Origin of the sequence: Mucilaginibacter sp. 3215, assembly GCF_050433785.1 — a bacterium.
Classification (GTDB): Bacteria; Bacteroidota; Bacteroidia; order Sphingobacteriales; family Sphingobacteriaceae; genus Mucilaginibacter.
Genome location: NZ_JBNPWO010000002.1, coordinates 15,298 through 41,237, shown reverse-complemented (window position 1 = coordinate 41,237; position 25,940 = coordinate 15,298). Strand labels below are relative to the sequence as shown.

Here is a 25,940-nt window from a genome sequence, read left to right as displayed (position 1 = left end):
ATTTCAACCGCAGCCGATATGTATGCCTTAAGCAAAAACATTAGATTTAAAAGCTATGATTCCAAGCATTTAATTTTTGATCCTTTCACTGGTTCCTGGGCATTTGTTTCGGACATTACAAAAGAAAGAATTAGAATTATAAAATGTTTATTGGAGGATTTCAAAGAGCGAGAATTAGACTCAAATGCAATCACCTTGTTAGAAATTCTTTATAAAAATGGGCTAGCATCTAAAGATGGTAAATTTTCTTGGGCATCGAATAAACTCGACCATTCAAAAAATAAAGTAAATACTATTATATTGAAGATGGTTGGTTACTGTAATTTGGCTTGTAGTTATTGCTACGATTTTGATGAAGAACGATACAAATTAAAGTTATCATTTGAAAATGCGAAGTTAGCAATTGACGGGGTTTGGGAAACGGCCGGTGAAACACTTAATATACTGTTTCACGGGGGAGAGCCGATGATGGCAAAAGATGTGATTTTTAAGGTTGTGGAATATGTCAATCAAAAAAAAATAAAAGAAAATAAATCTATAAGTTACTCAATACAAACCAATGGGACGTTGTTAAATGATGAGTGGGTAGACTTTTTTTTTAAGCATGAGTTTAAGATTGGTCTTTCTCTTGACGGAGTTGGTTCAACTAACGATATAAATAGATATTACCATAACGGGAAGGGATCGTATAAAGACATTCTCGATTGTATCAATAAATACCCGGAAGTTAAAGAAAGAGTAGGCGTCTTAACTACTGTAACAAAAACAAACGTAAAATACCTGTTTGAAATAGCTTTAGAATTAAAAAAACTAGGGTTTAAAACGTGGAAAACTATTTTGTATCAGGACGGAGGAGGAAGGACAGTCGACAATGAAGATAAATTCACTCCAAATCCCGAAGACGTTGTTATAGAATATCTAAAACTATTAGACGGTATAGAATCTGGTATTTTTGATGGTTTCAATATTCAAAGTCTAAAAACTTACATAAGTAACATTGCATCTAATCGGCGCGTAAGTATGTGCCTTCGAAATAGCTGCGGCGCGGCAAATGACTTAATTTCGATATCGGTTAACGGAGAAATAGAAGCTTGCGATTGCATAACCAATAAGAGTTATAATCTAGGTCGGATAACTTCCATCGATTCGATTAAGGTTGGGCTACAATCGGATGCGGCAAAAAACATCAGAAGTCGTAACGTATATAATCTTTACCAATGTCAGAAGTGTGACTGGAGACTTTTTTGCGGAGGGACATGTTTAGCAAAGGCGGGGGAGGTAAGTAAAGTTGATGCAACAGAATGTATGTTATCCATTAATGTATTTAACTCAATATTTTCTTCACTGAGTAAGTCGAATAATTTATTAAAGTATGTTTAGTAATTCTTTCGAACAATACATACTTGAGAAATGTGAGGTTTTAAACAATATAGAATCTTACATGGATTTTCCGACAACTTTATCCAAGTTGGCATTTGATCAAAAATTCTGTGATTTTTTTGGAGGGATTCCGATTATGGAAAGGCATATTAAATTAGAAAATCTTGGAGAATATGTGTATCAAAACGACGTCGGTGGTTACAGGAGTGAATTGTTAAAATCATTGCGATATATTGAACAAACCGGCCAACTCGATAACGTTGATAAATTGATTAACGACCACTGTAAGTGGTTATTTACGACCCTAAATGACGTTATAGCGTTTAAGAATCCTGAATCCGCATACGACCTTTTAAACCAATACGAAATAAATTATAAAAACTTTGAGTTATTGGTTCAGCAAAAAGACAAAAATGGAATAATATTGATGGGCGTTTATAAAAATCACATTGGATTTTTAATTCCGAAATTAATAGAACATAACGAAATTTATATTATCAGGAAACCCAACACAGAACTATCAAAGTCTCCTCTAATAGGATGTTTTTATAACAAAGTAAATCTTATTGACGCAGATCAAAATGGAGGAAAAAAATTATTCTATGCACTAAAAAATAAAAAGATTGTTGGCCTATACAGCGATTTTTTATATCCCGAATCGCGTGCTCAAAAAGGATTTTTGTTTGGAAAACCAGTCAATTTTTCCGAAACATTAGTTCGACTTATCAAAGCTACGAAGTCAACGATAATTCCATTTTCCATAACAAAGCACTCAAAGAATAATAAAATAGTAATAACTATTGAATTTCATGATATAATAAAAGATATTCAAAGTGAGACATCAAGCATTGAAAATTTATTTATTAAAATGAATATATCAACAGAGCTATTAGTGAGAAATAAACCAGAGCAATGGAGGCTTTGGAACACTTTACAACTTAGGTGGTATGAATAAAAAAACCGGCGAAGAAATCTTTCCCCGCCGGTTCCGGCTTTGCTTTAAATGTCAAACTTTGGCTCCATAATGTGCAACTTACGCACCATTTTTTAGCTGATATGCGGCTTCTAGCCAATCTAATGAAGGATGTTGGTGCGCCTGGTTGGGCTCGAACCTGGAACCCACTTTTTTTAATTTTCTGTCTTTCAGAGTTTTTTATTATTTTTGTGTAAGCCCCAAGGGCTCGGAGACCATACTGGCTATCATAGCCGGTAGTATCCTTCAGAAGATATTGATTATCAATAGCATACAGAGATGCCTACCTAAGCCAGGTGGGCGCACTTAAGAAGCAGACAGAAATGGCCCTGCTTTTATCCGGTAAAAAGGTCGTTTCTACAGCGGAAACGGCCTTTTTTTAATATTTTTGAGTCGGATTTTTTTCCACGGCGCTGACACCGTAAAAACTACAAAACGTCAGGACTTGCATAATTATTTATTGAATTACACGTAAAACCGTCACCATTCCGTCATGGCGTTTTACCTGGCTTAAAAGAACAGAATTATGGCAACTGTAAAAGCTGTGGTTTATGACCAATTTTATCGAGAAGAAGATGGCACTTACCATGTTCAAATTAACGTGTTTCACAAAGACGTTCGTCGATTTATTGAAACAAACCATTATGGAACCGAACGTCAACTCGATTCGGACAAAAAAATTAAGGATAAGCGCATCTTGAAGTCATTGGACGAAATTTTAACAGATTATCGCAAAACCATCGGCGATCTATCACCCAAATTAGATAAAGCACCTACAATGGGCTCGACACCCCACTGAGCAAGGGTATGCGGAAATTACGCGAAATCATCAGTATTGAAGATATAACTTTTTATTGGGCACGACATTCCTTCGCTACAATTGCCAGAAACAAGTGCCAAATGGACAAGGATAATATTGCTGAAGCGCTAAATCACGTTGACGGCGACCATAAAATCACTGATATATACATCGAAAAAGACTGGGGAATCGTTGATAAGGTGCAGGGTGCTGTTATGAAATTTTTCAGAGAGCTGAATAAACCTAAGCCCGGCAAACCAAAACCAACTCCAGCCAAGGAAATAAATAACCCGATTGATCAACGTAAAACTATGTCCCTCGTAAGTGCATAATGATTTTAACCATATGAGAACATTCATTTTATTTTGCCTAACATGTATCATTGGTACAGGCGCATTCATGTCAGCTTTGTCAGCACAAAACAAGCTACCATTATTTATAATTGGCTTTGCCGTTTGGATAGCGTTTTTGTTATATTTCGTTAAAAGAGTTCGACGATTATTTTAATTTAATTTTTGAAGTGAAATGAAGGATAGTAATATCGATGCAAACACTCTGACACTATCCTTTATAAGCACTCAAGGAAATGGTCTGATTAATCGTAGCGTTGCTAAAGCGGAAATTAAGAACCGGAGGATTTTTAAGGTTCAGTTTACCGATGATGAAAACTGAATATTTCAAGCCTTACCAGTCGTTGAATTCCATTCTGCTTTTATAATTATTGCATACAGCGAAAATAACAAAAGGGTCTTCCCCTTTTATTTATCCCGCACTTTCATTAATTACTAAAAATATTAGTATTTTTGATTTGGTATGAATGAAGATAGGATAACGGAAAAGCTTAATATTTTGGCCGATGCGGCTAAATATGATGTATCATGTGCATCGAGCGGCAGTGAGAGGAAAAATAAAGACAAGGGTTTGGGAAATGCCAGTAACGGAATTTGCCATAGCTATACGGAAGATGGGCGTTGTGTTTCGTTATTGAAGATTCTGCTTACCAATCACTGCATATTTGACTGCGCTTATTGCGTATCCCGCAAAAATAATGATATCAAACGCGCTGCATTCACAGTACAGGAGGTGGTTGATCTCACCATCAATTTTTATCGCCGCAATTATATCGAAGGCTTGTTTTTAAGTTCGGGTATTTTTAAAGATGCCGATTATACCATGGAGCGATTAGTGCACGTAGCAAAAAAACTGCGAACCGAGCATAATTTTAACGGATACATTCACTTAAAATCCATTCCCGGTGCAAGTGCAGAGCTGATGCGAGAGGCTGGATTATATGCCGACAGGCTCAGTGTGAATTTAGAAATGCCAACTGAAGCCGGATTAAAGCTGCTGGCACCTGATAAAAACCGGCAGGACATGATCGACCCGATGCATTTTTTGAACAAGGAGATCATCCGGAATACAGAAGAGAAAAAGCTTTTTAAAAATGCCCCCATGTTTGCACCTGCAGGGCAAAGTACCCAGGTAATTGTTGGCGCCACACCCGAAAGCGATCAGCAGGTGCTGCAATCGGCTAATTATTTCTACAGAAATTTTAACTTAAAGCGGGTATATTATTCGGGTTATGTACCTGTGCTGGCCGATAAGCGGCTACCTGCTCTTAATACCGCGGTGCCGCTGGTGCGCGAAAATCGTCTTTACCAAGCCGATTGGCTTATGCGTTTTTATGGTTTCCATGTAAACGAGATCGTCAATAGTCAAAATCCATTACTTGACCTGGATATTGATCCCAAACTCAGCTGGGCAATCCGCAATATGCAGGCTTTTCCTATTGATATCAACAAGGCCGATTTGCAACTGATCCTCCGGGTGCCTGGTATCGGTTTGTTATCGGCACAAAAAATTGTGGCTGCACGTAAATTTGCAGGGCTGGGCTGGCAACAGCTAAAAAAAATAGGAGTGGCCATTAACCGGGCGCGATACTTTATTACCTGCAAAAGCAACGAATTTGAACGGCGGGATTTAACGGGGCAAAACATTAAGCAGTTTATTATGGCCCAATCGCAAAGCAAGTACATTCAAAATACACAAACCCAACTTAAACTGTTTTGACAATGAATACACTGATTTACGACGGAACGTTTGAGGGGCTGCTTACAGCTGTGTTTGAAATTTACGAGCGTAAACTGTATCCTGTAAAGTTATTGAAAGGGGAGTGGCGTAACAGTGCCTTGTTTGAAGAGGTTATTCCCATCGTTACTAACGAAGTACGGGCCAACCGGGTATTAAGAGGGTTGCGCAAAAAGCTTTCAGCAGCCGGGGTACAGCGTCTTTACATTAGCCACATGGCCGAAATTGCCGGCGAAGACTGCAACGTGCTTGGTTTTATCCGCCATGTTTTTGACAGCGACCAAAATATTGAAGAAGATTATAGCAATAAATATGTGATGCGCCTGTCGGAAATTTTAAAAATGGTACGGCGCGAAAAACACAGGATGGAGGCTTTTGTTAGGTTTCAAAAACTGAATGACGGAACTTTTTATGCTGCAATTGAGCCTGATTTTAATGTATTGCCGTTGTTAACAAAGCATTTTAAAAGCCGTTACGCTGACCAAAAATGGATGATCTATGATATTAAACGGAAGTACGGGCTATATTATGATCTTCATGATACCCAATTTATTGAAATGGGTTTCGATGAAATGTACAAACCTGTTGATGTTATTGCGGCATATAGCGAAGATGAGTGTGTTTATCAAAACCTTTGGAAGAATTATTTTAATAGCGTAAATATTGTTTCGCGTAAAAATACCAGGCTTCATGTGCGTCATATTCCCAGACGATACTGGCGGCATTTAACAGAGAAAATTTAACGTTTTGGCGATTTTACGCATTTTTTCTTTTTCGATAGAACTGGTTTTTCATGCCTTTTGTTAATAATAGGCAATGTTAATAATGTAGTATGTACTTCAATAAAGCACCTTATTTATACTTAAATGGGACTAAAAGCCAATGTTAATAAGTGTTGATTTGTTGTTAATAACCTGTTAATAAAAACAATCAAAAACATTTGTCAAATCAAGGTAATGTCCCGATATTGAAATTATCAAGAACGACGTACTTTGACAGCCTTTCAGGAAAACAGAAATTGAATCGGGTGAACCTTCGGGGGAACTAAAGATCAAGAGAAGTCCCTGAGTCACAAGAAAAAATGAAAAAGGCGAGAGTCTTTAGAAAAAAGAAAGTGATTAAAGGAGGTACCGGAATTAAGAAGAAGAACTCTACGGAGGGAAACAACAGAAACCGGTGACATTGAGGATAGTCGACCGCTCGTGAGAGCAACGGACGAAGATCATGTCGGTTATAGATACACAAAACTTGATACTGTTGGGCAACTACGGTTAAACAACAGTTTGGAAACGGGAGTTCAAATCGCAAGAGATGACTCCCGTTTTCGCTTTTACAGGTTTTTTGTTTGAGGAGAAATTTTTCTTCAAACCTTAAAATCGTTATTTTAGGCGGATATGAAGGACGGCCGGCGTAATCAGAAGAAAATATTTGTTTTAGATACTTCTGTGATCCTGTATGATCACAACGCATTTCAAAACTTTCAGGAGCACGATGTTGCCATACCCATCCAGGTATTGGAGGAGCTCGATAATAAAAAGAACGGTAACGATACCCGAAACTTCGAGGCCCGAAGCTTTATCCGGCTCATGGATGAGCTATCGCACAATGGGCTGATCAATGAATGGATCCCCCTTAACGGAAAAACCAAAGGCAGCTTTAAAGTTGCCATGGATACTAAAACTACCGGCCAGGATGCCGAGCAGATTTTTGGTTCAGATAAAACGGATCACCGCATCCTCAACGCGGCCCTCGGCTTGCAGGAGGAAAATCCTGGCAAAAAAGTAGTGTTGGTATCAAAAGATATTTGCCTTCGCCTTAAAGCCAAAGCCCTTAATTTGCATGCCGAAGATTATGAAACGGGCAAGATCAAAAACCTGGAGGAACTTTATACAGGTAAAACGGATGTAGATAAGGTGACTGAAAAGCTCATTACTACCCTGAATAAAAACGAAAACGTACCGGCCGAAAATTTAAAGATAGGCTCTTACACCAACAATCACTTTTATGTATTAAAAGGGAAAAAAGGAGATACTGTAGGTTTTTACAATTCACAAACTAAGCAGCTTGAAAAAGTTACCGAGCAGCCTGTTTTAAATATTCACCCTCGTAATATCGAGCAGTCTTTTGCTATTCATGCGTTATTGCACCCGGATATTAAATTGGTAACTATACAAGGAAACGCCGGCACGGGTAAAACGCTATTAGCTTTGGCCAGCGCACTTGAGCAACGTAAATATTATCGCCAAATCTTTGTTACCCGCCCTATTGTTCCTTTAAGCAATAAAGATATAGGCTTTTTACCTGGTGATATCAAATCGAAGATTGATCCTTATATGGCCCCGATATGGGATAACCTGAAATTTATAAAGGATCAATTTGCTGATGACGAAAAAATGCAGGCCAAAATTGATGAGTTGGTTAATAATGATAAAATCTCGATCGCCCCGCTGGCATTTATCCGAGGGCGTACACTTAGTAAGATTTTTTTTATTGTTGATGAAGCGCAAAACCTCACCCCGCACGAGGTGAAAACTATCATATCCAGGGCCGGTGAAAACAGCAAATTTGTATTTACAGGTGATATTTACCAGATAGATACTCCATATCTCGATGCCGAAAGTAATGGACTCTCTTACCTGATAGATAAAGCTAAAGGGCATCCGCTTTATGCACACATCACCCTGCAAAAAGGGGAAAGGAGCGAGCTGGCCAATTTGGCAACGGAGCTGTTGTAGAGCCAACCAGCCTTACGAAGTTTTAAAACCTCGTAAGGCTTACGCTTTTATAATTCGCTCTCTATTCCTGGAGTGCAAACACCGAGCGTGATATCCGCTTTTCCATCGGGTTTAACTTTTTTCAAACTTCATAATCCTTTCCTCTGTATCTTTAGGAAATAAACTCCTATCTGCTTATGAAAATATCAAAATATCTGCATTCGTGCCTGCTTTTTGAGTTGGATGGTTACCAGTTATTATTTGATCCGGGAAAGTTTTCTTTTGCCGAGGGGTTAGTTACAACGCAAATGTTTGGCGATGTACAAAGTATAGTGATTACACATATCCACCCCGATCATTTCGATGTCGACATTTTAAAAAATATAGTTGAATTAAGCGGGGCGGTGATTATTACAAATTCACAGGTAGGAAGGGAATTGGATAAGATCAATTTAAAATATATACTTCTTGAAGAAGGCACCCATCGGGCAGGGCCATTTAAACTCCAGGCTTTCCCGGTGAGACATGAGCTTATTATGGATAACCCACTGCCACAAATGACGGGTTTCCTGATCAATAATAAAGTGCTGCACCCGGTTGATTCGATGGAGGATAAACTGTTGAATTTTAAAGGAATTGAATTATTAATTATGGTTACCATGGCGCCATTTGCCAACGAACCAACAATTTCTGCTTTTGCTGATGAGTTACATCCTAAACAGATATTTCCTGTACATGACGGCTATGCAAAAGATTTCTTTATACTTCAGCGCTATGCCGCGTACAAAAAACATTTTGACAAGCAAGGAATCAAGTTTCATGAAATTTATAAAGTAGGGGATGGGATAAGCCTTTAATTTGAAGTCTTAAGCCTTAAGTTCTAAATAGGAAGTCTTGGAGGAAAATCATGACCCAGAACTTTAGATTTACGACTAAAAAGGCAACCCATTAAAAAAAGAAACCCCCGCCGAGAGGCGGGGGTTCTTTGCGGGCTCAGCCTCCTGCTAAGCCGACCCGCGTTAACCTTATCACAATGCTAAGGTGAGGATTAATAATGAAGAAAACATGAACATTAATTGCCGTTAATTTTTCATCTTAGCGAAAAACATACTTTTAGCTAATGCATAAACCCGATAGCCTCATTTTTGATATGGACGGAACCCTTTGGGATGCCGTTGACACCTACGCCGAATCATGGAACCTGATATTTCAAAAGCTTGACATTCAAAGGACTATTAAACGAGATGAACTATTGCACGTGATAGGTATGGATGGTAAAAAGCTTACCCGGGTAATGCTGCCCGAATTTGATGAGGAAAAGGGGATGGAGATCTATAATGCGGTAAACCAGGTAAGGCGCGAAATATTACCAACCAGCGGTGGCATTGTGTATAACGGAGTTACTGAAGGCCTGGTACAATTGGCAGGCAAATACAAATTATTTGTATTAAGTAACTGTGCTGTTGGTATTATTCCGCTGTTTTTAACATGGGCAGGCATTAATGAGGTTATTACAGATAGCATGGCTTATGACACCAACCAGATGCCTAAAAATCACAATATGCATCTGCTCATGAACAAACACAATTTGCAGAACCCGGTTTACATAGGCGATACTAATAGCGATGCCGAACAAACACGCCTTGCCGGCATACCATTTGTGTTTGTTAGTTACGGCTTTGGTAATACCAATGACTATGATCATAAGTTTGACGATTTTGAATCGCTTACCCAATATTATTTGAGTTTGTAAGTTTAGTTTACATGAAAAGCGTATCACTGCTTATCTTATTTCTGACTATCCTGTGCGGCCCGGTAATGGGCCAGCATGCTACTGTTGAATCAGAACAGTGGATAACCGAAGATCTCGGTTATCTTTATTTTAATAGCGGCAAGGTTTATTTTAATTTGGATGGATATAAGAAACACGAAAACAAATACAAAATAGAGCATGATACGCTTAAAATAATTGATACATATACTACCAGTGCAGATAATTTTAAGCAACAGCATATTGATGTTTCTAAGTTTATCATCAACTATTTCGATGGTAAAAAACTTACAATCAAAGCTGTTAATGATAATGCCATAAAATTAGCTGGTCGCCCTCCCTTGCAGTTTAAAAACTATAAATCCAGTTTCGATAACGGGATCAAATTTTCAAAACTTCGTTTCCTATCCTCAACCTGTTATGGCAATTGCCCTCAATTACTGATCAACATTTGGGCTGATGGTACGTATCGTTTAAAAGGGGGCGAATTTGCGGATCCCTACAAAGGTGATTATGCCGGGAAGCTCACTAACCAGCAACTTGATAGTCTGAACTATTGGCTAAAACGGAGCGAGTTAAAAAAAATGTACGATTGGAAACAGAGCAGTCAGGTTACAGATGCACCTAATTATTACCTGGATATCGATTTTGAAAACAATAAGGACAAACTTACGCTAACTACCAATGATCCACCTTTTAGCCTAACCGGTTTGGTTACCTTCTTAGTGGAGTCCTTTAAAAAAGTAAACCTCACGAAAATTAAAGAAGGTGAGAAGCCGGCAAACTAAACAGGCGATGGTCATGATATAAATGTTTGCTTACCTGCTAAGTTTTTGTAGCTTAGTTTAGCAAATAAAATCTCCGATGAAAACAAAAACCAAGGTGATTATCAGCCTCATATTACTACTGATTATAGTGGGCTTTTTTTACTATCGATATTATTTTGTTTTTGGCGAGGGAACCAAAGCCGGTACCATGAACTATTTTGTAAAGAAAGGTTACGTATTTAAAACTTATGAAGGCCGACTAATTCAAAGCGGACTCCGCACACAGGTTACAGGGGGCACAATTGGCTCAAATGAATTTATATTTTCGGTAACCGACGAAAAAGTAGCAAAAGAACTGAGCAGCAACGCAGGCTCATTTTTAGAACTTCACTATAAAGAATACCTGCACACGCTGCCATGGAGAGGGGTGAGCGTTTTTGTAGTTGACAGCGTAGTTTCGGCCAAACCACTTGCGCCAGGTATGTAATAAAATAAAATGCATTAACTACAACCTGCTTAAGCCTTAACCAGGTTGTAGTTTAACTCGCCGTTTTGTTTGGTGATCTTTACCAATCCCCGGTCAAAAAGATAATCAAGTACTTCAATCGTGTTTTTCTCGTGTGTAAAAGTATTTACCGCAGGTTCGTATTCCTTTAGCTTCAATGCAATATCAGCTACTGTTGCATGTTTTAATTGAGACAGCGTGTAAATTACCTTATCCTGTGTGCAGGCAACCTTAGCGTATTGACCAGGTATGCGGCATGCCGAAAAAAATGATTGATTTGAATTGTTCATTTGCTCAATATAACAAAAATTATGATCAGGCATTAACCGTATCTCTTAACGATTTAATGGTATCATGCGCTTTTTTTAAACCTTCTAAATGGTTATTAAGCAGGGTTACAACCTGCTCATCTTCCCATATCAGCTCCTTATCATCAAGCGCGGCGCGATAAGCTTTTTTTGCTATATCCTCGCCATATTCGCAATTCGAAAGTATCGAGCGACTGTCTTTACTGACAAAAACCGATTTTACATCCATCCAGGCGTGATAAAATTTTCCCGCGAGGGTAGTACCGTCGGCAGGATCTCCTCCTAATACGTGGATGTAATCGCGTATTTCACTAACGTAGTTTTTGCTTTGATCAATATATTCATTGAAAAGTAAATTCAATCCGGCTTCATCTGTTGCTTCGGTTGCTTTTTGATATCCGGCTATTCTATCGTTATTTATTTTGATCAGATCATTTAACGCTGAGATCTGGTGTTGCACGTGCTGTAAAACTCCCATGGCTTTGTTATTTTGTTTAAATAAATAACATATCATATGGGTTAATGTTTTTGTATTTTAATTAGATGCTTACTTGCTAAATAGTCATTGAGCTACATGAATCGGTGACTGGATACACAGCACAGTCAGGGCTCTTCCCGAGGAGGGGTAACAGCATTTCAGCATGTTACTTTTATTGATTTTAAAGGTGCGTTTAAGCAACGGGAAGAACCGGCAACCAGGTGAGACGGTCGCCATAAGGTTCTGTCCGAAGAGGGGTAATTGTTATTTAGTTGATTGATATTGATTATTAAGGTTTTTGAACAAAATGGGCCACTTTTTTTAGTAACTCATTCATATCAAAAGGCTTGGCTAAAAAGTCGTCGGCACCCGCCATCATTGCAGAATCACGTATATCGCGACTTGCCGATATCATGATAACAGGTATATCTTTAGTTAGCTTGTCTTGCTTTAGCTTCTTGCAGATATCGCGACCGTCTTCGCCGCTCATCCAGATATCTAACAGTAGCAAGTCGGGGAGTTCGTCTTTCATATCAAGTACTGTTGTACCATCTACGGTTGAGGTTACCTCGTAGCCTTCAAATTCAAGCAGCATTTCCATAGCATCAACAATGCCGGGGTCATCATCTGCAATCATGATTTTCTTGTTCTTTGTATCCATCTTAGGCGTAAGGGCTTGGTTAAACCCTCTGAAATTAGCTGTGATAAACTTACCTGAATTGTAAACTATCTAACAAATGATTAACTGTTAGCATCATCTACAGGTAATGCAAAGCAAAAAGTAGACCCTTTGCCTTCAATGCTGTTTACCCACATTCTGCCGCCTTCACGCTTGATAATTTCTGACGAGATGTATAATCCCAACCCCAAACCGGGGAAAGTATGCTGCTTGTTCCCACTTACGCGGTAAAATTGCTCAAATACCCGGTCCTTCTCGTCTTCGGGTATCCCGATGCCAAAATCCTGCACACAAACAATCACCTCATTGTTTTCGCGGCGAGTGTTGATGATGATGGTATCGGTATGAGGCGAATATTTGATAGCATTTGTAATAAGGTTGGTAATAACCTGGCTTACACGATCTTTGTCTGAATAAATACGGCCAGTTGGGGTAAAGTTTTGGATAAGCTTATGTTTTTGAGTAGTGTGCTGCAGGTCTTCAACAGTTTCCTGCAGGGTTTCATTAAAATCGAACCATGTTTTATTGAACTGTAGCCTGCCCGAGTTAATCTTGGTAACATCAAGCAAATCACCTATGAGGTTTGTTAGCCGGTTGATCTGGGCATCCATTCTAAGCACCATTTCGGCCTTTTTATGTTCTCCTTCTTTGGCAAGCATCGCGCCCAATACCTGGGCATATGCTTTTATGCTGGTAACAGGAGTTTTCAATTCATGACTTGCAATACCTAAAAAATCGTCTTTTTGACGCTGAAGTTGTTTCTGCTCATCAATATCTGTATTAGTGCCAAACCATTTAATGATCTTACCGTCAATGGTAAAGGGTAAAGCCCTGGACAAATGCCACTTGTAATTTTGATCTTTATCTTTTAATCTAAATTCACATTGATAAACATTACCCGTGTTCACTGCATAATTCCAAGCCTCAACACAAGCATCCCTATCATCAGGATGAATAGCATTGAGCCAGGATGCTGCTATTTCATTTGCCTGGGCACCAAAATAATCTACAGCACGTTGATTAAAGTAGTCGACCTGACCATCCGTTCGGGCCGTCCAAAGTTGCACCGGCATAAAACCAGTAACAAACTCAAACTGCCTGATCTGGTTATTCAATTCCCTGTTACGTAATTTCACTTCGCTTTCGGCAAGTGTTTTATCGGTGACATCGGTACAGGCACCTATGTACCCGGTAAATTCCCCATGCTCATTATATTGCGGATTGCCGGTGGCTATACACCATCTTATTTCACCATCCCGGCGTGTGATCCTAAAATCAACTTCATAGAACCGGCGGGCATTTAAATCGGCTAAGAACTTTTCACCCGCCCTCGTTCTGTCTTCTTCTAAAAGCGCGTTGATCCACCCTGCGCCCATATTATCCTCATATTTAATGCCGGTCCAATCAGTCCAGGTTTGATTTACGTAAGTGATATTACCTTCAGCATCGGCCATCCAAAGTACTGTTGGCGATGCATTAGTAATGCTTTTAAGCAATCGTTCACTATCAGTAAGGGCTTTTTTATCAGCAATTTCCCTTCGCAGATCCCTCGCAATTGAAGCCCGGCCCTGTGGTAAGCCGGTTACAGCGTCGTAAACCAGCATGGTGGTGCCGTACACAGGTATGGCTTCGCCGGTTTGGAAATGACGGTAAAGTACTTCACCGCTCCATTTGCCATGCTTCATTAAAATTGGATTTACTTTGTTCTTCAGCTTATCAAGCTCATCAGGCATTAAATATTCGCTGTTGTGCCTCCTGTGCTCATTAGCGCCTTTGATACCCAACATTTTTCGCCCGGCGGTATTTACATAGGTTACATTACCGTCAAGGTTGGATAGGCTTACAAAATCTGAGCTATGGTTAATAAGCGACAATAATTTATACTGTTCATTTCTTGCCGCTTTTTCGGGGCGCAGGTCTCGGGCCACGGATGCCATACCAATGGGCAAGCCATTTAACGGATCATCAATTCTGAAACAGTTAACGTAAACCGGAATATTTTCTCCTGTTTTAAAATGCCGGTAGTGCATTTCACCTTCCCACTTACCGTATTGCTGTACAGCGGGGTTTATCTCATTATTTACTTTGTCTGCTTCATGATCTGCAAAATATTCAACGCCGGGTTTTAAAGCCTCTTTTGTACTCCTGATGCCTAATATAGTATATGCTGTTTTATTGATATAGGTTACAGAACCATCCATGCTGCCTACTGCAACCACGTCGGCTGTTTTATCAATCAGCGCAATCAGTTTTTGTTGTTCCTGTTTATCTAATATTTCATGGGTTATATCCTGTACGGTGCCGGCAAAGCGGATAGGTTCATGATTATCGTTAAAGTAAGCCTTACCTTTCAGGTGGATCCAATATTTCAAGTGTCCTGTGTCATCAACAGTGCGGACGATTATATCATAATTACCCTTGCTTACAGGATCATAAGCCTGCATTACTGCCGTTCGCAAGCGTTGCTCATCTTCCGGGTGGACAAATTTCAACAGATCATCATACTTTATTTCATCGTCTTTTCGAAAACCGCAAAGTTCTTTACAGCGGTCGTCCCATGTTGCGGTTTGTAATCTGGGGTTTAAATCCCAGGTACCCAGTTCGGCAGCTTGCAAGGCAAATTGAGCACGCTGTTCACTTTCAACCAGCTTTTTACGGGTGTTAACCAGCTCGGTAACATCTGTTGCTGTATTCAACACGCCCCAAATTTCACCCTCGGCATTCTGTAATGGTTTAAAAGTAAAGTCGAAGTAAAATTCTTCAAGTTTATCGTCAACCATAACGTCAACCTTTTGCTCTTTCCACTTATAAGCCGTACCGTTATAGTATACATTTGATAATATTGCATGAAAACCCGGCTCTTTGAATTCGGGAAGCAGGTCAAAGTAATGATGCCCAATAACATCATCGCCCTTCCCCCATATATCTATCATGGCTTTATTAGCAATCCTGATCTCCATTGTTTCGCCAATATATAATGCTACCGGGGTAGGAGATTCCCTGATCAGCATACGAAAAATATCTTCGTTTAATTGTTGATGAATGCCGGCGTCGTTATTCATTATATAAATAATATTTATAAATATAGGCTATAATAATTAAGATCAAAATCTCAATTCATACCTCATAATTTTCAATTAATGAAGTATGCCGTTATATTAATATAGCTGCAGTTATTGATAAAAAGGGGTTACGGAAGCGTATACCTGTTTTTTTAAACAGTGATACCTGTATAAATGTTTAAATCTGTTTTTGGAGAATTTGATGGTATGGAATTCAATGGTTTGTATAATCAGGAGAGTTACTTGTATTAATAGTGCGGTAATTTCACCACGTTTTTTGTTTTTTTTACTTCACAAAATCAATTATACCAAAACAATTTTATAAGTATTACTATTACCATACCAATAAAACAAAATCCTGTATACTTGATGGTTGTGGTATACGGGTAGTTTAAACAGATTGGATTTATTATGACCAAATTGCATAAAAAACAGCAGCTTATAACGTTTGAGCAATTGCCCAAAACTCCTACCGGTATTACCGGTTTAGATGAAATAACAGGCGGTGGTTTACCTAATGGAAGACCAACGCTGATATGTGGTGAAGCGGGTTGCGGTAAAACACTTATGTCCCTTGAGTTTATCGTGAGGGGCGCTACTGAGTTTAATGAGCCCGGTGTATTTATGGCTTTTGAAGAAAAAGCAGATGAACTGGCTTCAAACGTAGCATCGCTGGGCTTTGATTTACTTAAACTCCAGGATGATAAGAAATTAAGACTTGATCATGTGCATATAGATCGAAGCGAGATTGAGGAGACGGGCGAATATGACCTGGAAGGTTTGTTTATTCGCTTAGGCTTTGCTATTGATAGCATCGGGGCAAAAAGAGTAGTACTGGATACTCTTGAAAATCTTTTTTCGGGTTTATCAAACCAAACTATATTGAGGGCCGAGCTTAGAAGGCTTTTTGCTTTTTTAAAGGAAAAAGGTGTAACTGCTATTATAACCGGCGAAAAAGGTGACGGCTCTTCATTAACCCGGCAGGGGCTTGAAGAATACGTTTCAGATTGTGTGATTCTGCTTGATCACAGGGTTATAAATCAGATCTCAACCCGTCGTTTGCGCGTGGTAAAATATCGCGGCACACAGCATGGTACCAACGAATATCCCTTTTTAATTGATGAAGATGGCATTTCTGTACTTCCGGTCACATCTTTAAGCCTGGAAAAAGAAGTCTCATCCGAACGAATTTCATCGGGGATACCCTCTCTTGACAGCATGTTTGGAGGCAAAGGTTTTTTTCAGGGCAGCAGTATCCTCGTTTCGGGCACGGCGGGTACCGGTAAAACAAGCATTGCGGCCAGCTTTGCCAATGAGGTTTGCGGCAACAAAAAGAGGTGCCTTTATTTTGCGTTCGAGGAGGCACCTAAGCAGATACTTCGCAACATGAAATCAATCAATCTCGACCTGCAAAAACACATTGACAACGGCTTGCTTGAGTTTCATGCCTCGCGTCCTACGCTTTACGGTATTGAAATGCACCTCGTTGCTATTTACAAGATCATTAAAAGATTTAAGCCCGCAGCGGTTATCCTCGACCCGATTACAAACCTCATTACGGTGGGTTCGGTAAGTGAAGTAAAATCGATGCTGATCAGGCTGATAGATTTTTTACAGGACGAACAGATCACGGTTATGTTTACCGCCCTTAGTTTAAATACAGTGGTAAGCGAACAAACCGACGAAGGTGTATCATCTTTAGTTGATACCTGGCTGCTCGTAAGGGATATCGAATCGAATGGTGAACGTAACCGGGGGTTATACATTATGAAGTCGCGTGGGATGAGTCATTCAAACCAGGTACGCGAGTTTACCATTACCGATAAGGGGCTAAGCCTGGTTGATGTTTATCTTGGCCCCGATGGCGTGCTCACAGGATCGGCAAGGGAAGCACAAAAATTAAGGGAAAAAACAGGCGTGGCACTAAGAGAGTTTGCTATATCCCGTAAAGATAAAGAGATATTGCGCCGGCGTATGATGCTTGAATCAAAAATTGCAAGCTTGCAGGCCGAATTTGAATCGACAGAGGAGGAATTGAACAAAATATACCTGGAAGAAGAGTTGAAACAGAATATTATAGAAAGAAACCGCCAGGAGATAACCGACATCCGCCGAGGAAATGCGGATACGCTTAAAAGTAAATCAAAAAGTAAAAAATAATGGAACTGGATGAAGTTATAAAATATGAGTTAAGGCTGTATGTGGCGGGCAAAACTGCTAAATCAGTTACCGCGCTCACCAACCTAAAAAAATATTGTGAAGAACATTTAAAAGGTCAGTATGTTATTGAAGTAATTGACTTGCTGCAGCAGCCTCAACTGGCCGAAGGGGATCAAATATTTGCAATTCCCACGCTGGTAAGAAAAGTACCTGAACCGATTCGCAAAATAATAGGCGACTTGAGCAACGAGGAAAAAGTTTTGGTTGGATTGAATATAATACCAGTAAGTAAATAGTTACATGACCGAGCAAAGCCAATTGCCTTTAGATCAAGGAGAAAACCAGTTTTTTCGATTGCGTTTATTTGTAATTGGGGCGTCGCCCAATTCTGTCAGGGCAATAGCCAACTTAAAAATTATTTGTGAGCAATATCTTAAGCCTAATTACGAGTTGGAGATAATCGACGTTTATCAGCAACCACTTATTGCCGAAAAAGAACAGATCATAGCATTGCCTTTACTTATTAAAAAATCTCCCGGCATCGAACGCAAGCTTATCGGAGATATGTCAAACACAGACAAAGTTTTAAAAGGACTGGGAATACTTACAGAAAGCTAATTATGGAGCCGGACAAACTTACATATGAGCAGTTGCTTGCGGAAAACAATAAGCTTCGTTATCAGTTAGAAGAAGCTACCGACACCATTTCTGCTATTCGTAATGGTCAGGTTGATGCCTTTATAGTTAAAGATGATGAAGGCCACCAGCTTTATACACTGAAAACGGCCGATCAAACCTACCGCGTTTTCATTGAAAAAATGAACGAAGGAGCGGTTACGTTGAATGGTGAGGGTACTATATTATATAGCAATTCGAGCTTTGCGGCTATGGTTGATGAACCGTTGGAAAAAGTGATCGGCCTGAATTTTGAAATTTTTGTAGCCGAAGTTTCCGTTGAGAAGTATAAGCAGATAATCAGGGATGGCTGGAATGCCGATTGCAAGGGCGAGGTTTTGTTATCAAATCGGGATGGTAAACTAACGCCGTGTTTATTATCATGTACCACGCTTGACCTTGATGAAGGAACGGCGTTGAGTTTGATCCTGACCGATTTGACTGCTCAAAAGGAAACCGAGTGGGAACTGAAGATTAAAAATGATCAGCTGGAAGAAGCCCAGAATATTGCCGAAAGGCTGAATAATGATCTGGAAGATACTGTAAGGGAGCGTACCAATGATCTGCTTATCAGCCGGGAACATTTTAAGCTGCTGGCTAATAACATTACTCAAATGACCTGGACAAATTTGCCGGGTGGCGAAGTTGATTTTTATAATCAGCGCTGGTTTGATTATACGGGCAGGCGATATGGAGAAACAGCAGGCTGGGGCTGGCAACAGATTGTACACCCCGATGATCTGCAAAAAACAATGAGTGCTTACCTCGAATCTTTGCAAAGCGGGAGTATTTTTGAACTGGAAAATAGGTATCTCCGATGGGATAATACTTATCGCTGGCACCTTAACCGGGCAGTGCCGCTAAGAGATGATAACGGAGAAATTCTTTTTTGGGTAGGTACCGCGACAGATATCGAAGAACAAAAAAAGCAGCTTGATTTGAAGGATGAGTTTATTGGTGTGGCCAGCCATGAACTTAAAACACCTTTAACCAGTTTAAAAGGTTATTTGCAGCTTATTTCGGCTTATAAAAAAGAGGAAGTACCCTCAATAGTAAAACAATATATTGAAAAGGCCGGGACTGCTTTAAATAAGCTTCAGCGTTTGGTTAACGATTTGCTTGATGTAAGCAAGATTCATGCGGGAGGGCTTGAATATGCCATGGCGAAAGTAAATCTTCGTGACCTGGTAGCGTCAACTTTAGAAAACGCCATCCACCTATACCCTGAATTTAATTTTATCAATAAATCGGAAAATGATTTTTTTATAGAGGGAAATGCCGGGCGACTGGAACAGGTACTCGTAAATTTCATTAACAACTCTGTAAAATATTCAACCGAGAATAAAAATATCATTATTGAAACCCGGAATATAAACGGAAAAGTGCGTGTATCAGTAACGGACTTTGGCATCGGATTGTCGGCCGCACAGATCGAGCATATTTTTGAGCGGTTTTATCGTGTAGAGGATAAAAAGTTTATGACGAGCGGCCTTGGCATGGGGCTTTATATCTCGGCTGAGATCATTAATAATCATAACGGTGCTATAGGGGTTGAAAGCGAGCTTGGCAAAGGCGCTACTTTTTATTTTGAACTGCATTTGCTTGAAAATTAAACATTGTTAATTTCGGTTCAAAATTGCAGTTGACATAAATACTTCTGATATTGGTTAGAAAGCCATCTTATATAGAAAAATAAATATGTCTGCCGAAAACGAAAATATATCCCTTACAAATGAGCCTGATGGTGTAACCACCATTTGTTTTTATCATCCGGCACAAAACTCCCTGCCCTCGGCGCTGTTAAAACAACTTACCAATGCGGTATTCAGTGCCGGTAATAACCCGGAAACAAAAGTCATTGTTTTAAAGAGCGCGGGAGATCGTACTTTTTGCGCAGGTGCAAGCTTTGACGAACTGTTGCAAATTAAGGATAGGGAAGCCGGGGCTTTATTTTTTGAAGGGTTTTCCAACGTGATTAGTGCCTGCCGCAAATGTCCTAAAATAATAATTGCGAGGGTGCAGGGTAAAGCAGTTGGAGGAGGGGTTGGACTTGCCGCCGCTGCTGATTATTGCCTGGCCAGCGAGGCGGCATCAATAAAGTTAAGCGAGCTTACCATAGGTATTGGCCCCTTTGTGATAGCCCCCGCTGTGATCCGTAAAATAGGGTTATCGGCATTTTCCCAACTCACGATCAGGGCTTCAGATTTTCAAACTGCCCAATGGGCAAAACAAAATGGCTTGTATAATGAGGTTTATGAAGATACCCCAAGCCTTGATGCCGCTGTATATGAGCTTACTCAAAAATTAGCTTCATATAACCCGGCAGCACTTGCAGGCTTAAAACAAGTGCTTTGGGAAGGAACTGCTAATTGGGATGATTTGCTTAAACAACGTGCGGCTATAAGCGGTGAATTGGTTTTATCGGAATTTACGCAACAGGCATTACATTCTTTTTTTAAGGATAGATCAAAGTAACATTTGAGCAATGATTTCCGGCATTTTCACACAATACATCAGCTACTTGTCATTTTTAGCGGGTTTTAACATTGTGCATTTGAATAGTATTGGTTAAACCATGTGGCTATTTTATACTGGCATAGTTACTTCTTATTATAAGAAAGCCTCCGGCAATACGGAGGCTTTATACTTTACCAGTGCCTGCAGTAACGATGAACACGGTAGTGCCTTTGATAGTATACTGGCGCGTCATAATATCTTGTTGCGTAATAGCGCGGACGACCATAATAAACAGGACGGTCATAATAGACGTCTCTGCCATAGTAAACAGGAGTTCCGTAATATCCGCTTGTGTAAACTACCCTATGATAAGGACGGCCAAAATGTGCGCTTATACTTATGCTTTGAGCTTTTGCAAGTTGAAATGAAAACATCACCACAAACGCTATTATTGAAAATCGGATAAATTTCATGGTCATAAATTTTAGTTAATACCTCAATTGTAATACATAATTATGACTGGCGATGGTTGAGTTGGTTTAATTAAAATTTTATATTTTTAAACATGTATTACTTTGTTTTTTCTGCTATAGTTATCATTATCATAGCCGGAGTGCTTTATATTAAGTCATATTATGATAAATTACGCTGGGCAAAAAGTCGGCTGATAAAAATACAGGAGAAGTGGGGCCAACCTGTTAACGCCCGCCGAAACTTTGACTTAATAAAGATTTACCTGGATTCGGCAGATAGTAAAAACAAGCTTTCGGCTCAAACAGCTGACGATCTTGACCTGATAAGTGTTTTCAATTATATCGACAGAACAAACAGTAAGCCCGGCAAACAATACCTGTTTAATTTAGTACATCACCCCACAACCGATCTTGATGTTTTGCATGACCTTGATAATGATATTGAGGATCTTAATATGGATATACCCGGCCGCGAACTGCTTGAAGTGGAATTGTCAAAACTTAACCACCCCGATGCTTATTTTATAGCCGATCTTTTTCTCAAGACACACGCACCAGTATTTGCATCGGTAATTAATTTTTATATAAAGGTTTCACCTTTTCTGATCCTAGCTGCGTTATTATCGCTGATTGTTATTCCTAACATTTTCAGCTTTATCTTTTTGCTATTGTTGTTTGCGTACAACATTGTTATTTACTTCAGCAACCGCAAGGCTATTTCAGGGTGTACCAAGTCGTTACCACAATTGCTGGTTATGCATAAAGTTGCAGTGGCGTTAGTTAAAAGCGGAAAATTTGGTCAGGTACCCGAGGTAAAGCAGTCTCTGACCAGCCTAAGGGGTTTAAAACGAGCGCTTAAGTTTGTAAATATAGAAAGTGGCTTCGTGAACAGTAAAAGTGATATTGCTTACGCAGTCTTCCATTTGTTTAAACTGCTTTTTGTGATTGAGCCCAATACTTATATATCATCATTAAAACAAGTCAGTAAATACCGCGACGATATTAAAGAAGTGTATAAATTTATTGGCCGGGCCGATACGCTGATAGCCATACAATCGGTACGCGACGGTATGCCTTTTTTTTCAAAGCCCGCGTTTACGGGTGCTGATGGCAAAATAGAGATTACCGAACTTTTTCACCCATTGGTAGCTAACTGTGTAACCAATTCCCTTTATACAACTGATGCGGACAGGGGGGCATTGATCACTGGGTCAAACATGTCTGGCAAAACTACATTTATTAAAGCGCTGGCATTAAATACGCTACTGTCGCAAACCATATTTACAAGTTGTGCAAAGGCCTATAAGGCTCCTTTTCTCAAAATACAAACCAGCATCAAAACCAGCGATAACATAGATGAGCACAAGAGTTATTTCCAGGCACAGGCCTTAGCTATTTTAAATATCATCGATGGCAGTTCTCAGAAAGAAGATGTAAAAAGCCTGGTGATCATCGATGAGATTTTCAGGGGTACCAATACCATCGAACGTATAGCGGCGGCTAAGTCTGTGCTTTCGTACATTACCGCTAACCAAAATTTTGTTTTTGTATCAACCCATGACCTTGAGCTGGCCGAACTGCTCGACGAAGATTTTGTTGTATATTCCTTTTCAGAATCAAAAGATGGGCGCATACTGGTATTTGACTATATCCTGAAGCAAGGCCTGCTTAAAAACACTAACGGAATCGCCATACTCAAATCCATGGGATATCCAGAACGTGTTATCGATGAAGCTAATATTGTAAGCGAGCGGATGATGAATAAATATTTGGTTTAAGCATTACTGAAAAGATAGCTTTCTTATTCATATAAGCTCAACCTGTTTTTTAAATACCGCATATCTTCCTGTAATTTTTCCACCCGGTCAAGCAAGTGGGAGATAGCTTCAATGCCGGCTACGTTAATATCCAATTCGTACAGGCTCACCAGTTTTTCCAACTTTTGAAGCTCAGTTTGAGGGATGAAGACGATTTCATTAATGATGGTTACCTCAACCAGGCCCGCTTCATGTAAAGATGTAATGAACGTGTATTCAACATTATGATATACACAAAAATCGTTTGCTGCTATTAATTCTGCTGTTTTCATAATGATTTTAATTTAGGTTGAGGATTTTGCCAGTTCTTCAAATAATTGTTTCTGTTTTTCGGTGAGGTTGGTAGGAGTTTGGATATCATAGGTCAGGTACAGATCGCCAAATTCATTTTCTTTTTTGTAAACGGGCATACCTTTGCCTTTGAGCTTTACTTTAGTGCCGTTTTGAGTTTCGGGTTTTACTTTCACCTTAACTTTGCCGTTTAATGTATCGGCAGTTATTTCTCCACCTAAAACTGCAGTGTACAGGTCAAGTTTCAAGGTGGTGTACAAATTATTACCATCACGCTTAAAATTTGTATCAGGTGCAACATTAAACTGAATATACAGATCTCCGGCGGGACCGCCGTTTACACCCGGGGCTCCATGCCCGGCTATTTTGATAGTTTGCCCGTTTTCAATACCTGCGGGTATGGTTATCCGGATGTTTTTGCCATTGACAGTCAAGGTTTGCTTATGTGTTTCAAGAACGTCTTGAAGGTTTAAACTTAACGAGGCGTTATAGTCCTGCCCGCGGTATTTTGCCTGCCTGCCGCTACGCGCGCCTCCTGCACCGCCAAACATCGATTGAAAGAAATCTGAAAAATCGTCACTTCCAAACCCTTCGGCACTGCCAAATCCTTCGGCTCCGGTAAAGCCCCCATACCCACCAAAACCTCCCTGTGCGCCAGCCTGTTGGCGCGCCTGTTGTTCGTATGCTTCGCCATGCTGCCAGTTCTCGCCATATTTGTCGTATTTCTTTCGCTTTTCCGGGTCACTTAATACTTCATTTGCTTCGTTTAGCTGCTGGAATTTTTTGTGGGCATCTTCGTCGTTAGGGTTAAGATCGGGGTGATATTTGCGGGCCAGTTTACGGTAAGCATTTTTAATATCCTTTTCGGATGCATTTTTATCGAGCTCTAATACTTTGTAGTAATCTATAAAAGCCATGGCGGGATTTAATATAAACAGATGTGTTATTAACTACTAAATATACAGCTTGGTTTTAAAACTTATGGCTTTTTTAATGTCATTTGATAATAGTGCGCAGACTTTAAAAATATGGCTTATAACCTTTTATTTAAAGTTCGCAAATACTACCTTTGGCCTCCTTAAATTAATCATATGCCTGTAATAACCCAAGCTACCCTTACCGACGTACCCGAACTTAATGTTTTAGTAAACAGCGCTTACCGTGGTGAAAGCTCCAAACGGGGTTGGACAACTGAGGCCGACTTAATTGGTGGTGCCCGCATTGATGAAGAAACTCTGACGGGGTATATGAATGATGAAAATATCATCATTTTAAAGCATACTGATGAGGAAGGCAATATTACAGGTACTGTTTATCTTGAAGTCAGAACTCCAAAGTTGTATGTTGGCATGTTTAGTGTATCGCCATTTTTGCAGAATAAAGGTGTGGGCCGCGCGCTGATAGAAGAAGCTGAAGTTTACGCGCGTAAATATAACTGCAATACTTTGACTATGACGGTAATCAGCATCCGCTCCGAACTGATAAGCTGGTATGAGCGCCGCGGCTACAAGCCAACCGGCGAAATTCAGCCTTTTCATGCACATGGCCGTTTTGGGGATGCCAAGCAGCATATTGAGCTGATTGTAATGGAGAAGAGCGTTTAAGTCCTAAGTCAAAAGTTAAATTGGTATAATCGACTTAGGATTCAAGATTTAGGACTTAGAACTTCACAAATTCCAACACCTCACTGATCTTATCCGCCTGTTTAAAGTTTTTGTGCGTTAAAACGGTTTCGACATGTTCGTGTGCCCATGTTGTATGATAGGGTACGTGAACAGCATGCCCGCCAATGTTGATCACGGGCATTACATCTGATTTTAAGGAATTGCCGATCATCATAAACTCATCGGGATTGATGTCAAGATGTTTGATCAGCTTGATATAGTCATCCTCCTTTTTATCACTCATAATTTCGATATGGTGAAAGTAATGTGCGAGCCCTGATTTTTTGAGCTTCCGCTCCTGGTCAAGCAGATCGCCTTTGGTAGCTACCACCAGCCTGTAATGATCTTTTAATGAGGATAAAACATCTTCTACCTCGTTCAGTAACTCTATCGGTTGATTAAGCATATCCTTACCATATTGTATTATGGTTTCCACTACATCAACGCTGATATTTTTTTCAGAAATGCTCAATGCTGCTTCTATCATGCTGAGGATATAGCCTTTTATCCCGTAGCCATAAAGCGGGAGGTTATCAACCTCAACCTTGAAAAGCTCTTTGGAAATAGTGTGCTGTGGCGAAAAATTTTCGAGCAGGCTGCAAAACCTTTCTTCGGTGGCTTGAAAGTAAGGTTCATTTACCCAAAGGGTGTCGTCGGCATCAAAGGCAATTACTTTTAAGTTCATTTGAGTATCTGGTTTACCTGGTACAATAATAATACATCAGGTTGATTTTAGTAGTATAAGGCACCGTTATCCAGTAATAAATATTTAACATTTATTAACTATCAGGTTCAATTTAAACGATTTAAAAATAAAGTAAATTTGTATGCAACCTTATTTCAAAAGCTACGTCTCATAACTTAAATGGTCAAATTAAC

26 protein-coding genes are annotated in these 25,940 nt (G+C 39.7%); 18 read left to right on the top strand and 8 right to left on the bottom strand.

Annotated elements, in window-relative coordinates:
• Positions 1-18: 18 nt before the first annotated feature.
• The 11 genes from ABIC84_RS03950 to ABIC84_RS03900 all read left to right on the top strand — a co-directional run bounded on the left by ABIC84_RS03950 (position 19) and on the right by ABIC84_RS03900 (position 10,979).
• A complete protein-coding gene (locus ABIC84_RS03950; RefSeq protein ID WP_426587871.1) occupies positions 19-1,380 on the top strand; it encodes a radical SAM protein in 1,362 nt (453 codons plus the stop codon).
• 61 nt (positions 1,381-1,441) lie between these two features.
• Positions 1,442-2,335, top strand: coding sequence for a hypothetical protein (locus ABIC84_RS03945; protein ID WP_429262732.1), 894 nt, complete (start codon positions 1,442-1,444; stop codon positions 2,333-2,335).
• A gap of 544 nt (positions 2,336-2,879) precedes the next feature.
• Positions 2,880-3,152 (top strand): hypothetical protein, encoded by a 273-nt coding sequence (locus ABIC84_RS03940; protein ID WP_426587867.1) that lies wholly within the window; start codon positions 2,880-2,882, stop codon positions 3,150-3,152.
• A gap of 101 nt (positions 3,153-3,253) precedes the next feature.
• Positions 3,254-3,484 (top strand): hypothetical protein, encoded by a 231-nt coding sequence (locus ABIC84_RS03935; RefSeq protein ID WP_429262731.1) that lies wholly within the window; start codon positions 3,254-3,256, stop codon positions 3,482-3,484.
• Between the two features lie 481 nt (positions 3,485-3,965).
• Complete coding sequence (locus tag ABIC84_RS03930) at positions 3,966-5,222, top strand: putative DNA modification/repair radical SAM protein (RefSeq protein WP_429262730.1); 1,257 nt, start codon at positions 3,966-3,968, stop codon at positions 5,220-5,222.
• A 2-nt stretch (positions 5,223-5,224) separates the two neighbouring features.
• Complete coding sequence (locus tag ABIC84_RS03925) at positions 5,225-5,983, top strand: TIGR03915 family putative DNA repair protein (protein ID WP_429262729.1); 759 nt, start codon at positions 5,225-5,227, stop codon at positions 5,981-5,983.
• Between the two features lie 651 nt (positions 5,984-6,634).
• Positions 6,635-7,975, top strand: coding sequence for a PhoH family protein (locus ABIC84_RS03920; RefSeq protein ID WP_429262728.1), 1,341 nt, complete (start codon positions 6,635-6,637; stop codon positions 7,973-7,975).
• A gap of 176 nt (positions 7,976-8,151) precedes the next feature.
• Positions 8,152-8,811: an MBL fold metallo-hydrolase gene (locus ABIC84_RS03915; protein ID WP_429262727.1), complete on the top strand. Its 660-nt coding sequence runs from the start codon at positions 8,152-8,154 to the stop codon at positions 8,809-8,811.
• A 263-nt stretch (positions 8,812-9,074) separates the two neighbouring features.
• A complete protein-coding gene (locus tag ABIC84_RS03910) occupies positions 9,075-9,707 on the top strand; it encodes an HAD family hydrolase (protein WP_429262726.1) in 633 nt (210 codons plus the stop codon).
• Between the two features lie 11 nt (positions 9,708-9,718).
• Positions 9,719-10,513 carry a DUF6438 domain-containing protein gene (locus ABIC84_RS03905; protein WP_426587854.1) on the top strand — a complete coding sequence of 265 codons (795 nt, stop codon included), beginning with the start codon at positions 9,719-9,721 and terminating at the stop codon, positions 10,511-10,513.
• Positions 10,514-10,589: 76 nt separating this feature from the next.
• Positions 10,590-10,979 (top strand): hypothetical protein, encoded by a 390-nt coding sequence (locus ABIC84_RS03900; RefSeq protein WP_426587852.1) that lies wholly within the window; start codon positions 10,590-10,592, stop codon positions 10,977-10,979.
• A gap of 29 nt (positions 10,980-11,008) precedes the next feature.
• On the opposite strand, the gene ABIC84_RS03895 is transcribed toward ABIC84_RS03900, so the two are convergent.
• From ABIC84_RS03895 to ABIC84_RS03880, 4 genes are all read right to left on the bottom strand, one after another.
• A complete protein-coding gene (locus ABIC84_RS03895) occupies positions 11,009-11,287 on the bottom strand; it encodes a hypothetical protein (protein ID WP_426587850.1) in 279 nt (92 codons plus the stop codon).
• 25 nt (positions 11,288-11,312) lie between these two features.
• Positions 11,313-11,783: a ferritin-like domain-containing protein gene (locus tag ABIC84_RS03890; protein WP_426587848.1), complete on the bottom strand. Its 471-nt coding sequence runs from the start codon at positions 11,781-11,783 to the stop codon at positions 11,313-11,315.
• 289 nt (positions 11,784-12,072) lie between these two features.
• Complete coding sequence (locus ABIC84_RS03885) at positions 12,073-12,444, bottom strand: response regulator (protein WP_429262725.1); 372 nt, start codon at positions 12,442-12,444, stop codon at positions 12,073-12,075.
• Between the two features lie 80 nt (positions 12,445-12,524).
• Positions 12,525-15,524 carry a PAS domain-containing sensor histidine kinase gene (locus ABIC84_RS03880; protein WP_429262724.1) on the bottom strand — a complete coding sequence of 1,000 codons (3,000 nt, stop codon included), beginning with the start codon at positions 15,522-15,524 and terminating at the stop codon, positions 12,525-12,527.
• 411 nt (positions 15,525-15,935) lie between these two features.
• Here ABIC84_RS03880 and kaiC point away from each other — a divergent pair, with 411 nt between their 5' ends.
• The 5 genes from kaiC (at position 15,936) to ABIC84_RS03855 (ending at position 20,834) form a co-directional block, all read left to right on the top strand.
• A complete protein-coding gene (gene kaiC, locus ABIC84_RS03875; RefSeq protein WP_429262723.1) occupies positions 15,936-17,684 on the top strand; it encodes a circadian clock protein KaiC in 1,749 nt (582 codons plus the stop codon).
• Positions 17,684-17,980, top strand: coding sequence for a circadian clock KaiB family protein (locus tag ABIC84_RS03870; RefSeq protein WP_090526014.1), 297 nt, complete (start codon positions 17,684-17,686; stop codon positions 17,978-17,980). The genes kaiC and ABIC84_RS03870 overlap by 1 nt, the downstream gene beginning before the upstream one ends.
• A gap of 4 nt (positions 17,981-17,984) precedes the next feature.
• Positions 17,985-18,302, top strand: a complete 318-nt coding sequence (locus tag ABIC84_RS03865) for a circadian clock KaiB family protein (protein WP_354483383.1) — start codon at positions 17,985-17,987, stop codon at positions 18,300-18,302.
• Between the two features lie 2 nt (positions 18,303-18,304).
• Positions 18,305-19,972, top strand: coding sequence for a PAS domain-containing sensor histidine kinase (locus ABIC84_RS03860; RefSeq protein WP_426587839.1), 1,668 nt, complete (start codon positions 18,305-18,307; stop codon positions 19,970-19,972).
• An 85-nt stretch (positions 19,973-20,057) separates the two neighbouring features.
• Positions 20,058-20,834, top strand: coding sequence for an enoyl-CoA hydratase/isomerase family protein (locus tag ABIC84_RS03855; protein WP_426587837.1), 777 nt, complete (start codon positions 20,058-20,060; stop codon positions 20,832-20,834).
• A gap of 173 nt (positions 20,835-21,007) precedes the next feature.
• Here ABIC84_RS03855 and ABIC84_RS03850 read toward each other — a convergent pair whose 3' ends face one another.
• Positions 21,008-21,289: a hypothetical protein gene (locus tag ABIC84_RS03850; RefSeq protein WP_426587835.1), complete on the bottom strand. Its 282-nt coding sequence runs from the start codon at positions 21,287-21,289 to the stop codon at positions 21,008-21,010.
• A 92-nt stretch (positions 21,290-21,381) separates the two neighbouring features.
• On the opposite strand from ABIC84_RS03850, the gene ABIC84_RS03845 reads away from it, so the two are divergent.
• Positions 21,382-23,067, top strand: coding sequence for a MutS-related protein (locus ABIC84_RS03845; protein ID WP_426587833.1), 1,686 nt, complete (start codon positions 21,382-21,384; stop codon positions 23,065-23,067).
• Between the two features lie 23 nt (positions 23,068-23,090).
• On the opposite strand, the gene ABIC84_RS03840 is transcribed toward ABIC84_RS03845, so the two are convergent.
• Together ABIC84_RS03840 and ABIC84_RS03835 are read right to left on the bottom strand one after the other, a co-directional pair.
• Positions 23,091-23,378, bottom strand: coding sequence for a chaperone modulator CbpM (locus ABIC84_RS03840; protein ID WP_090526009.1), 288 nt, complete (start codon positions 23,376-23,378; stop codon positions 23,091-23,093).
• 12 nt (positions 23,379-23,390) lie between these two features.
• Entirely contained in the window at positions 23,391-24,314 is a 924-nt protein-coding gene (locus ABIC84_RS03835; protein WP_426587830.1) for a DnaJ C-terminal domain-containing protein, read from the bottom strand.
• 174 nt (positions 24,315-24,488) lie between these two features.
• On the opposite strand from ABIC84_RS03835, the gene ABIC84_RS03830 reads away from it, so the two are divergent.
• On the top strand, positions 24,489-25,001 hold the full coding sequence (locus ABIC84_RS03830) for a GNAT family N-acetyltransferase (protein WP_426587828.1): 513 nt from the start codon (positions 24,489-24,491) through the stop codon (positions 24,999-25,001).
• A gap of 55 nt (positions 25,002-25,056) precedes the next feature.
• On the opposite strand, the gene ABIC84_RS03825 is transcribed toward ABIC84_RS03830, so the two are convergent.
• Positions 25,057-25,746 (bottom strand): HAD family hydrolase, encoded by a 690-nt coding sequence (locus tag ABIC84_RS03825; RefSeq protein WP_426587826.1) that lies wholly within the window; start codon positions 25,744-25,746, stop codon positions 25,057-25,059.
• Positions 25,747-25,940: the final 194 nt, after the last annotated feature.

What these genes read in the sequence shown, in the direction of transcription:
- ABIC84_RS03950 (WP_426587871.1), top strand. Translation starts at nt 19, where the DNA reads ATGTATGCCTTAAGCAAAAACATTAGATTTAAAAGCTATGATTCCAAG.
- ABIC84_RS03945 (WP_429262732.1), top strand. Translation starts at nt 1,442, where the DNA reads ATGGATTTTCCGACAACTTTATCCAAGTTGGCATTTGATCAAAAATTC.
- ABIC84_RS03940 (WP_426587867.1), top strand. Translation starts at nt 2,880, where the DNA reads ATGGCAACTGTAAAAGCTGTGGTTTATGACCAATTTTATCGAGAAGAA.
- ABIC84_RS03935 (WP_429262731.1), top strand. Translation starts at nt 3,254, where the DNA reads ATGGACAAGGATAATATTGCTGAAGCGCTAAATCACGTTGACGGCGAC.
- ABIC84_RS03930 (WP_429262730.1), top strand. Translation starts at nt 3,966, where the DNA reads ATGAATGAAGATAGGATAACGGAAAAGCTTAATATTTTGGCCGATGCG.
- ABIC84_RS03925 (WP_429262729.1), top strand. Translation starts at nt 5,225, where the DNA reads ATGAATACACTGATTTACGACGGAACGTTTGAGGGGCTGCTTACAGCT.
- ABIC84_RS03920 (WP_429262728.1), top strand. Translation starts at nt 6,635, where the DNA reads ATGAAGGACGGCCGGCGTAATCAGAAGAAAATATTTGTTTTAGATACT.
- ABIC84_RS03915 (WP_429262727.1), top strand. Translation starts at nt 8,152, where the DNA reads ATGAAAATATCAAAATATCTGCATTCGTGCCTGCTTTTTGAGTTGGAT.
- ABIC84_RS03910 (WP_429262726.1), top strand. Translation starts at nt 9,075, where the DNA reads ATGCATAAACCCGATAGCCTCATTTTTGATATGGACGGAACCCTTTGG.
- ABIC84_RS03905 (WP_426587854.1), top strand. Translation starts at nt 9,719, where the DNA reads ATGAAAAGCGTATCACTGCTTATCTTATTTCTGACTATCCTGTGCGGC.
- ABIC84_RS03900 (WP_426587852.1), top strand. Translation starts at nt 10,590, where the DNA reads ATGAAAACAAAAACCAAGGTGATTATCAGCCTCATATTACTACTGATT.
- ABIC84_RS03895 (WP_426587850.1), bottom strand. Translation starts at nt 11,287, where the DNA reads ATGAACAATTCAAATCAATCATTTTTTTCGGCATGCCGCATACCTGGT.
- ABIC84_RS03890 (WP_426587848.1), bottom strand. Translation starts at nt 11,783, where the DNA reads ATGGGAGTTTTACAGCACGTGCAACACCAGATCTCAGCGTTAAATGAT.
- ABIC84_RS03885 (WP_429262725.1), bottom strand. Translation starts at nt 12,444, where the DNA reads ATGGATACAAAGAACAAGAAAATCATGATTGCAGATGATGACCCCGGC.
- ABIC84_RS03880 (WP_429262724.1), bottom strand. Translation starts at nt 15,524, where the DNA reads ATGAATAACGACGCCGGCATTCATCAACAATTAAACGAAGATATTTTT.
- kaiC (WP_429262723.1), top strand. Translation starts at nt 15,936, where the DNA reads ATGACCAAATTGCATAAAAAACAGCAGCTTATAACGTTTGAGCAATTG.
- ABIC84_RS03870 (WP_090526014.1), top strand. Translation starts at nt 17,684, where the DNA reads ATGGAACTGGATGAAGTTATAAAATATGAGTTAAGGCTGTATGTGGCG.
- ABIC84_RS03865 (WP_354483383.1), top strand. Translation starts at nt 17,985, where the DNA reads ATGACCGAGCAAAGCCAATTGCCTTTAGATCAAGGAGAAAACCAGTTT.
- ABIC84_RS03860 (WP_426587839.1), top strand. Translation starts at nt 18,305, where the DNA reads ATGGAGCCGGACAAACTTACATATGAGCAGTTGCTTGCGGAAAACAAT.
- ABIC84_RS03855 (WP_426587837.1), top strand. Translation starts at nt 20,058, where the DNA reads ATGTCTGCCGAAAACGAAAATATATCCCTTACAAATGAGCCTGATGGT.
- ABIC84_RS03850 (WP_426587835.1), bottom strand. Translation starts at nt 21,289, where the DNA reads ATGAAATTTATCCGATTTTCAATAATAGCGTTTGTGGTGATGTTTTCA.
- ABIC84_RS03845 (WP_426587833.1), top strand. Translation starts at nt 21,382, where the DNA reads ATGTATTACTTTGTTTTTTCTGCTATAGTTATCATTATCATAGCCGGA.
- ABIC84_RS03840 (WP_090526009.1), bottom strand. Translation starts at nt 23,378, where the DNA reads ATGAAAACAGCAGAATTAATAGCAGCAAACGATTTTTGTGTATATCAT.
- ABIC84_RS03835 (WP_426587830.1), bottom strand. Translation starts at nt 24,314, where the DNA reads ATGGCTTTTATAGATTACTACAAAGTATTAGAGCTCGATAAAAATGCA.
- ABIC84_RS03830 (WP_426587828.1), top strand. Translation starts at nt 24,489, where the DNA reads ATGCCTGTAATAACCCAAGCTACCCTTACCGACGTACCCGAACTTAAT.
- ABIC84_RS03825 (WP_426587826.1), bottom strand. Translation starts at nt 25,746, where the DNA reads ATGAACTTAAAAGTAATTGCCTTTGATGCCGACGACACCCTTTGGGTA.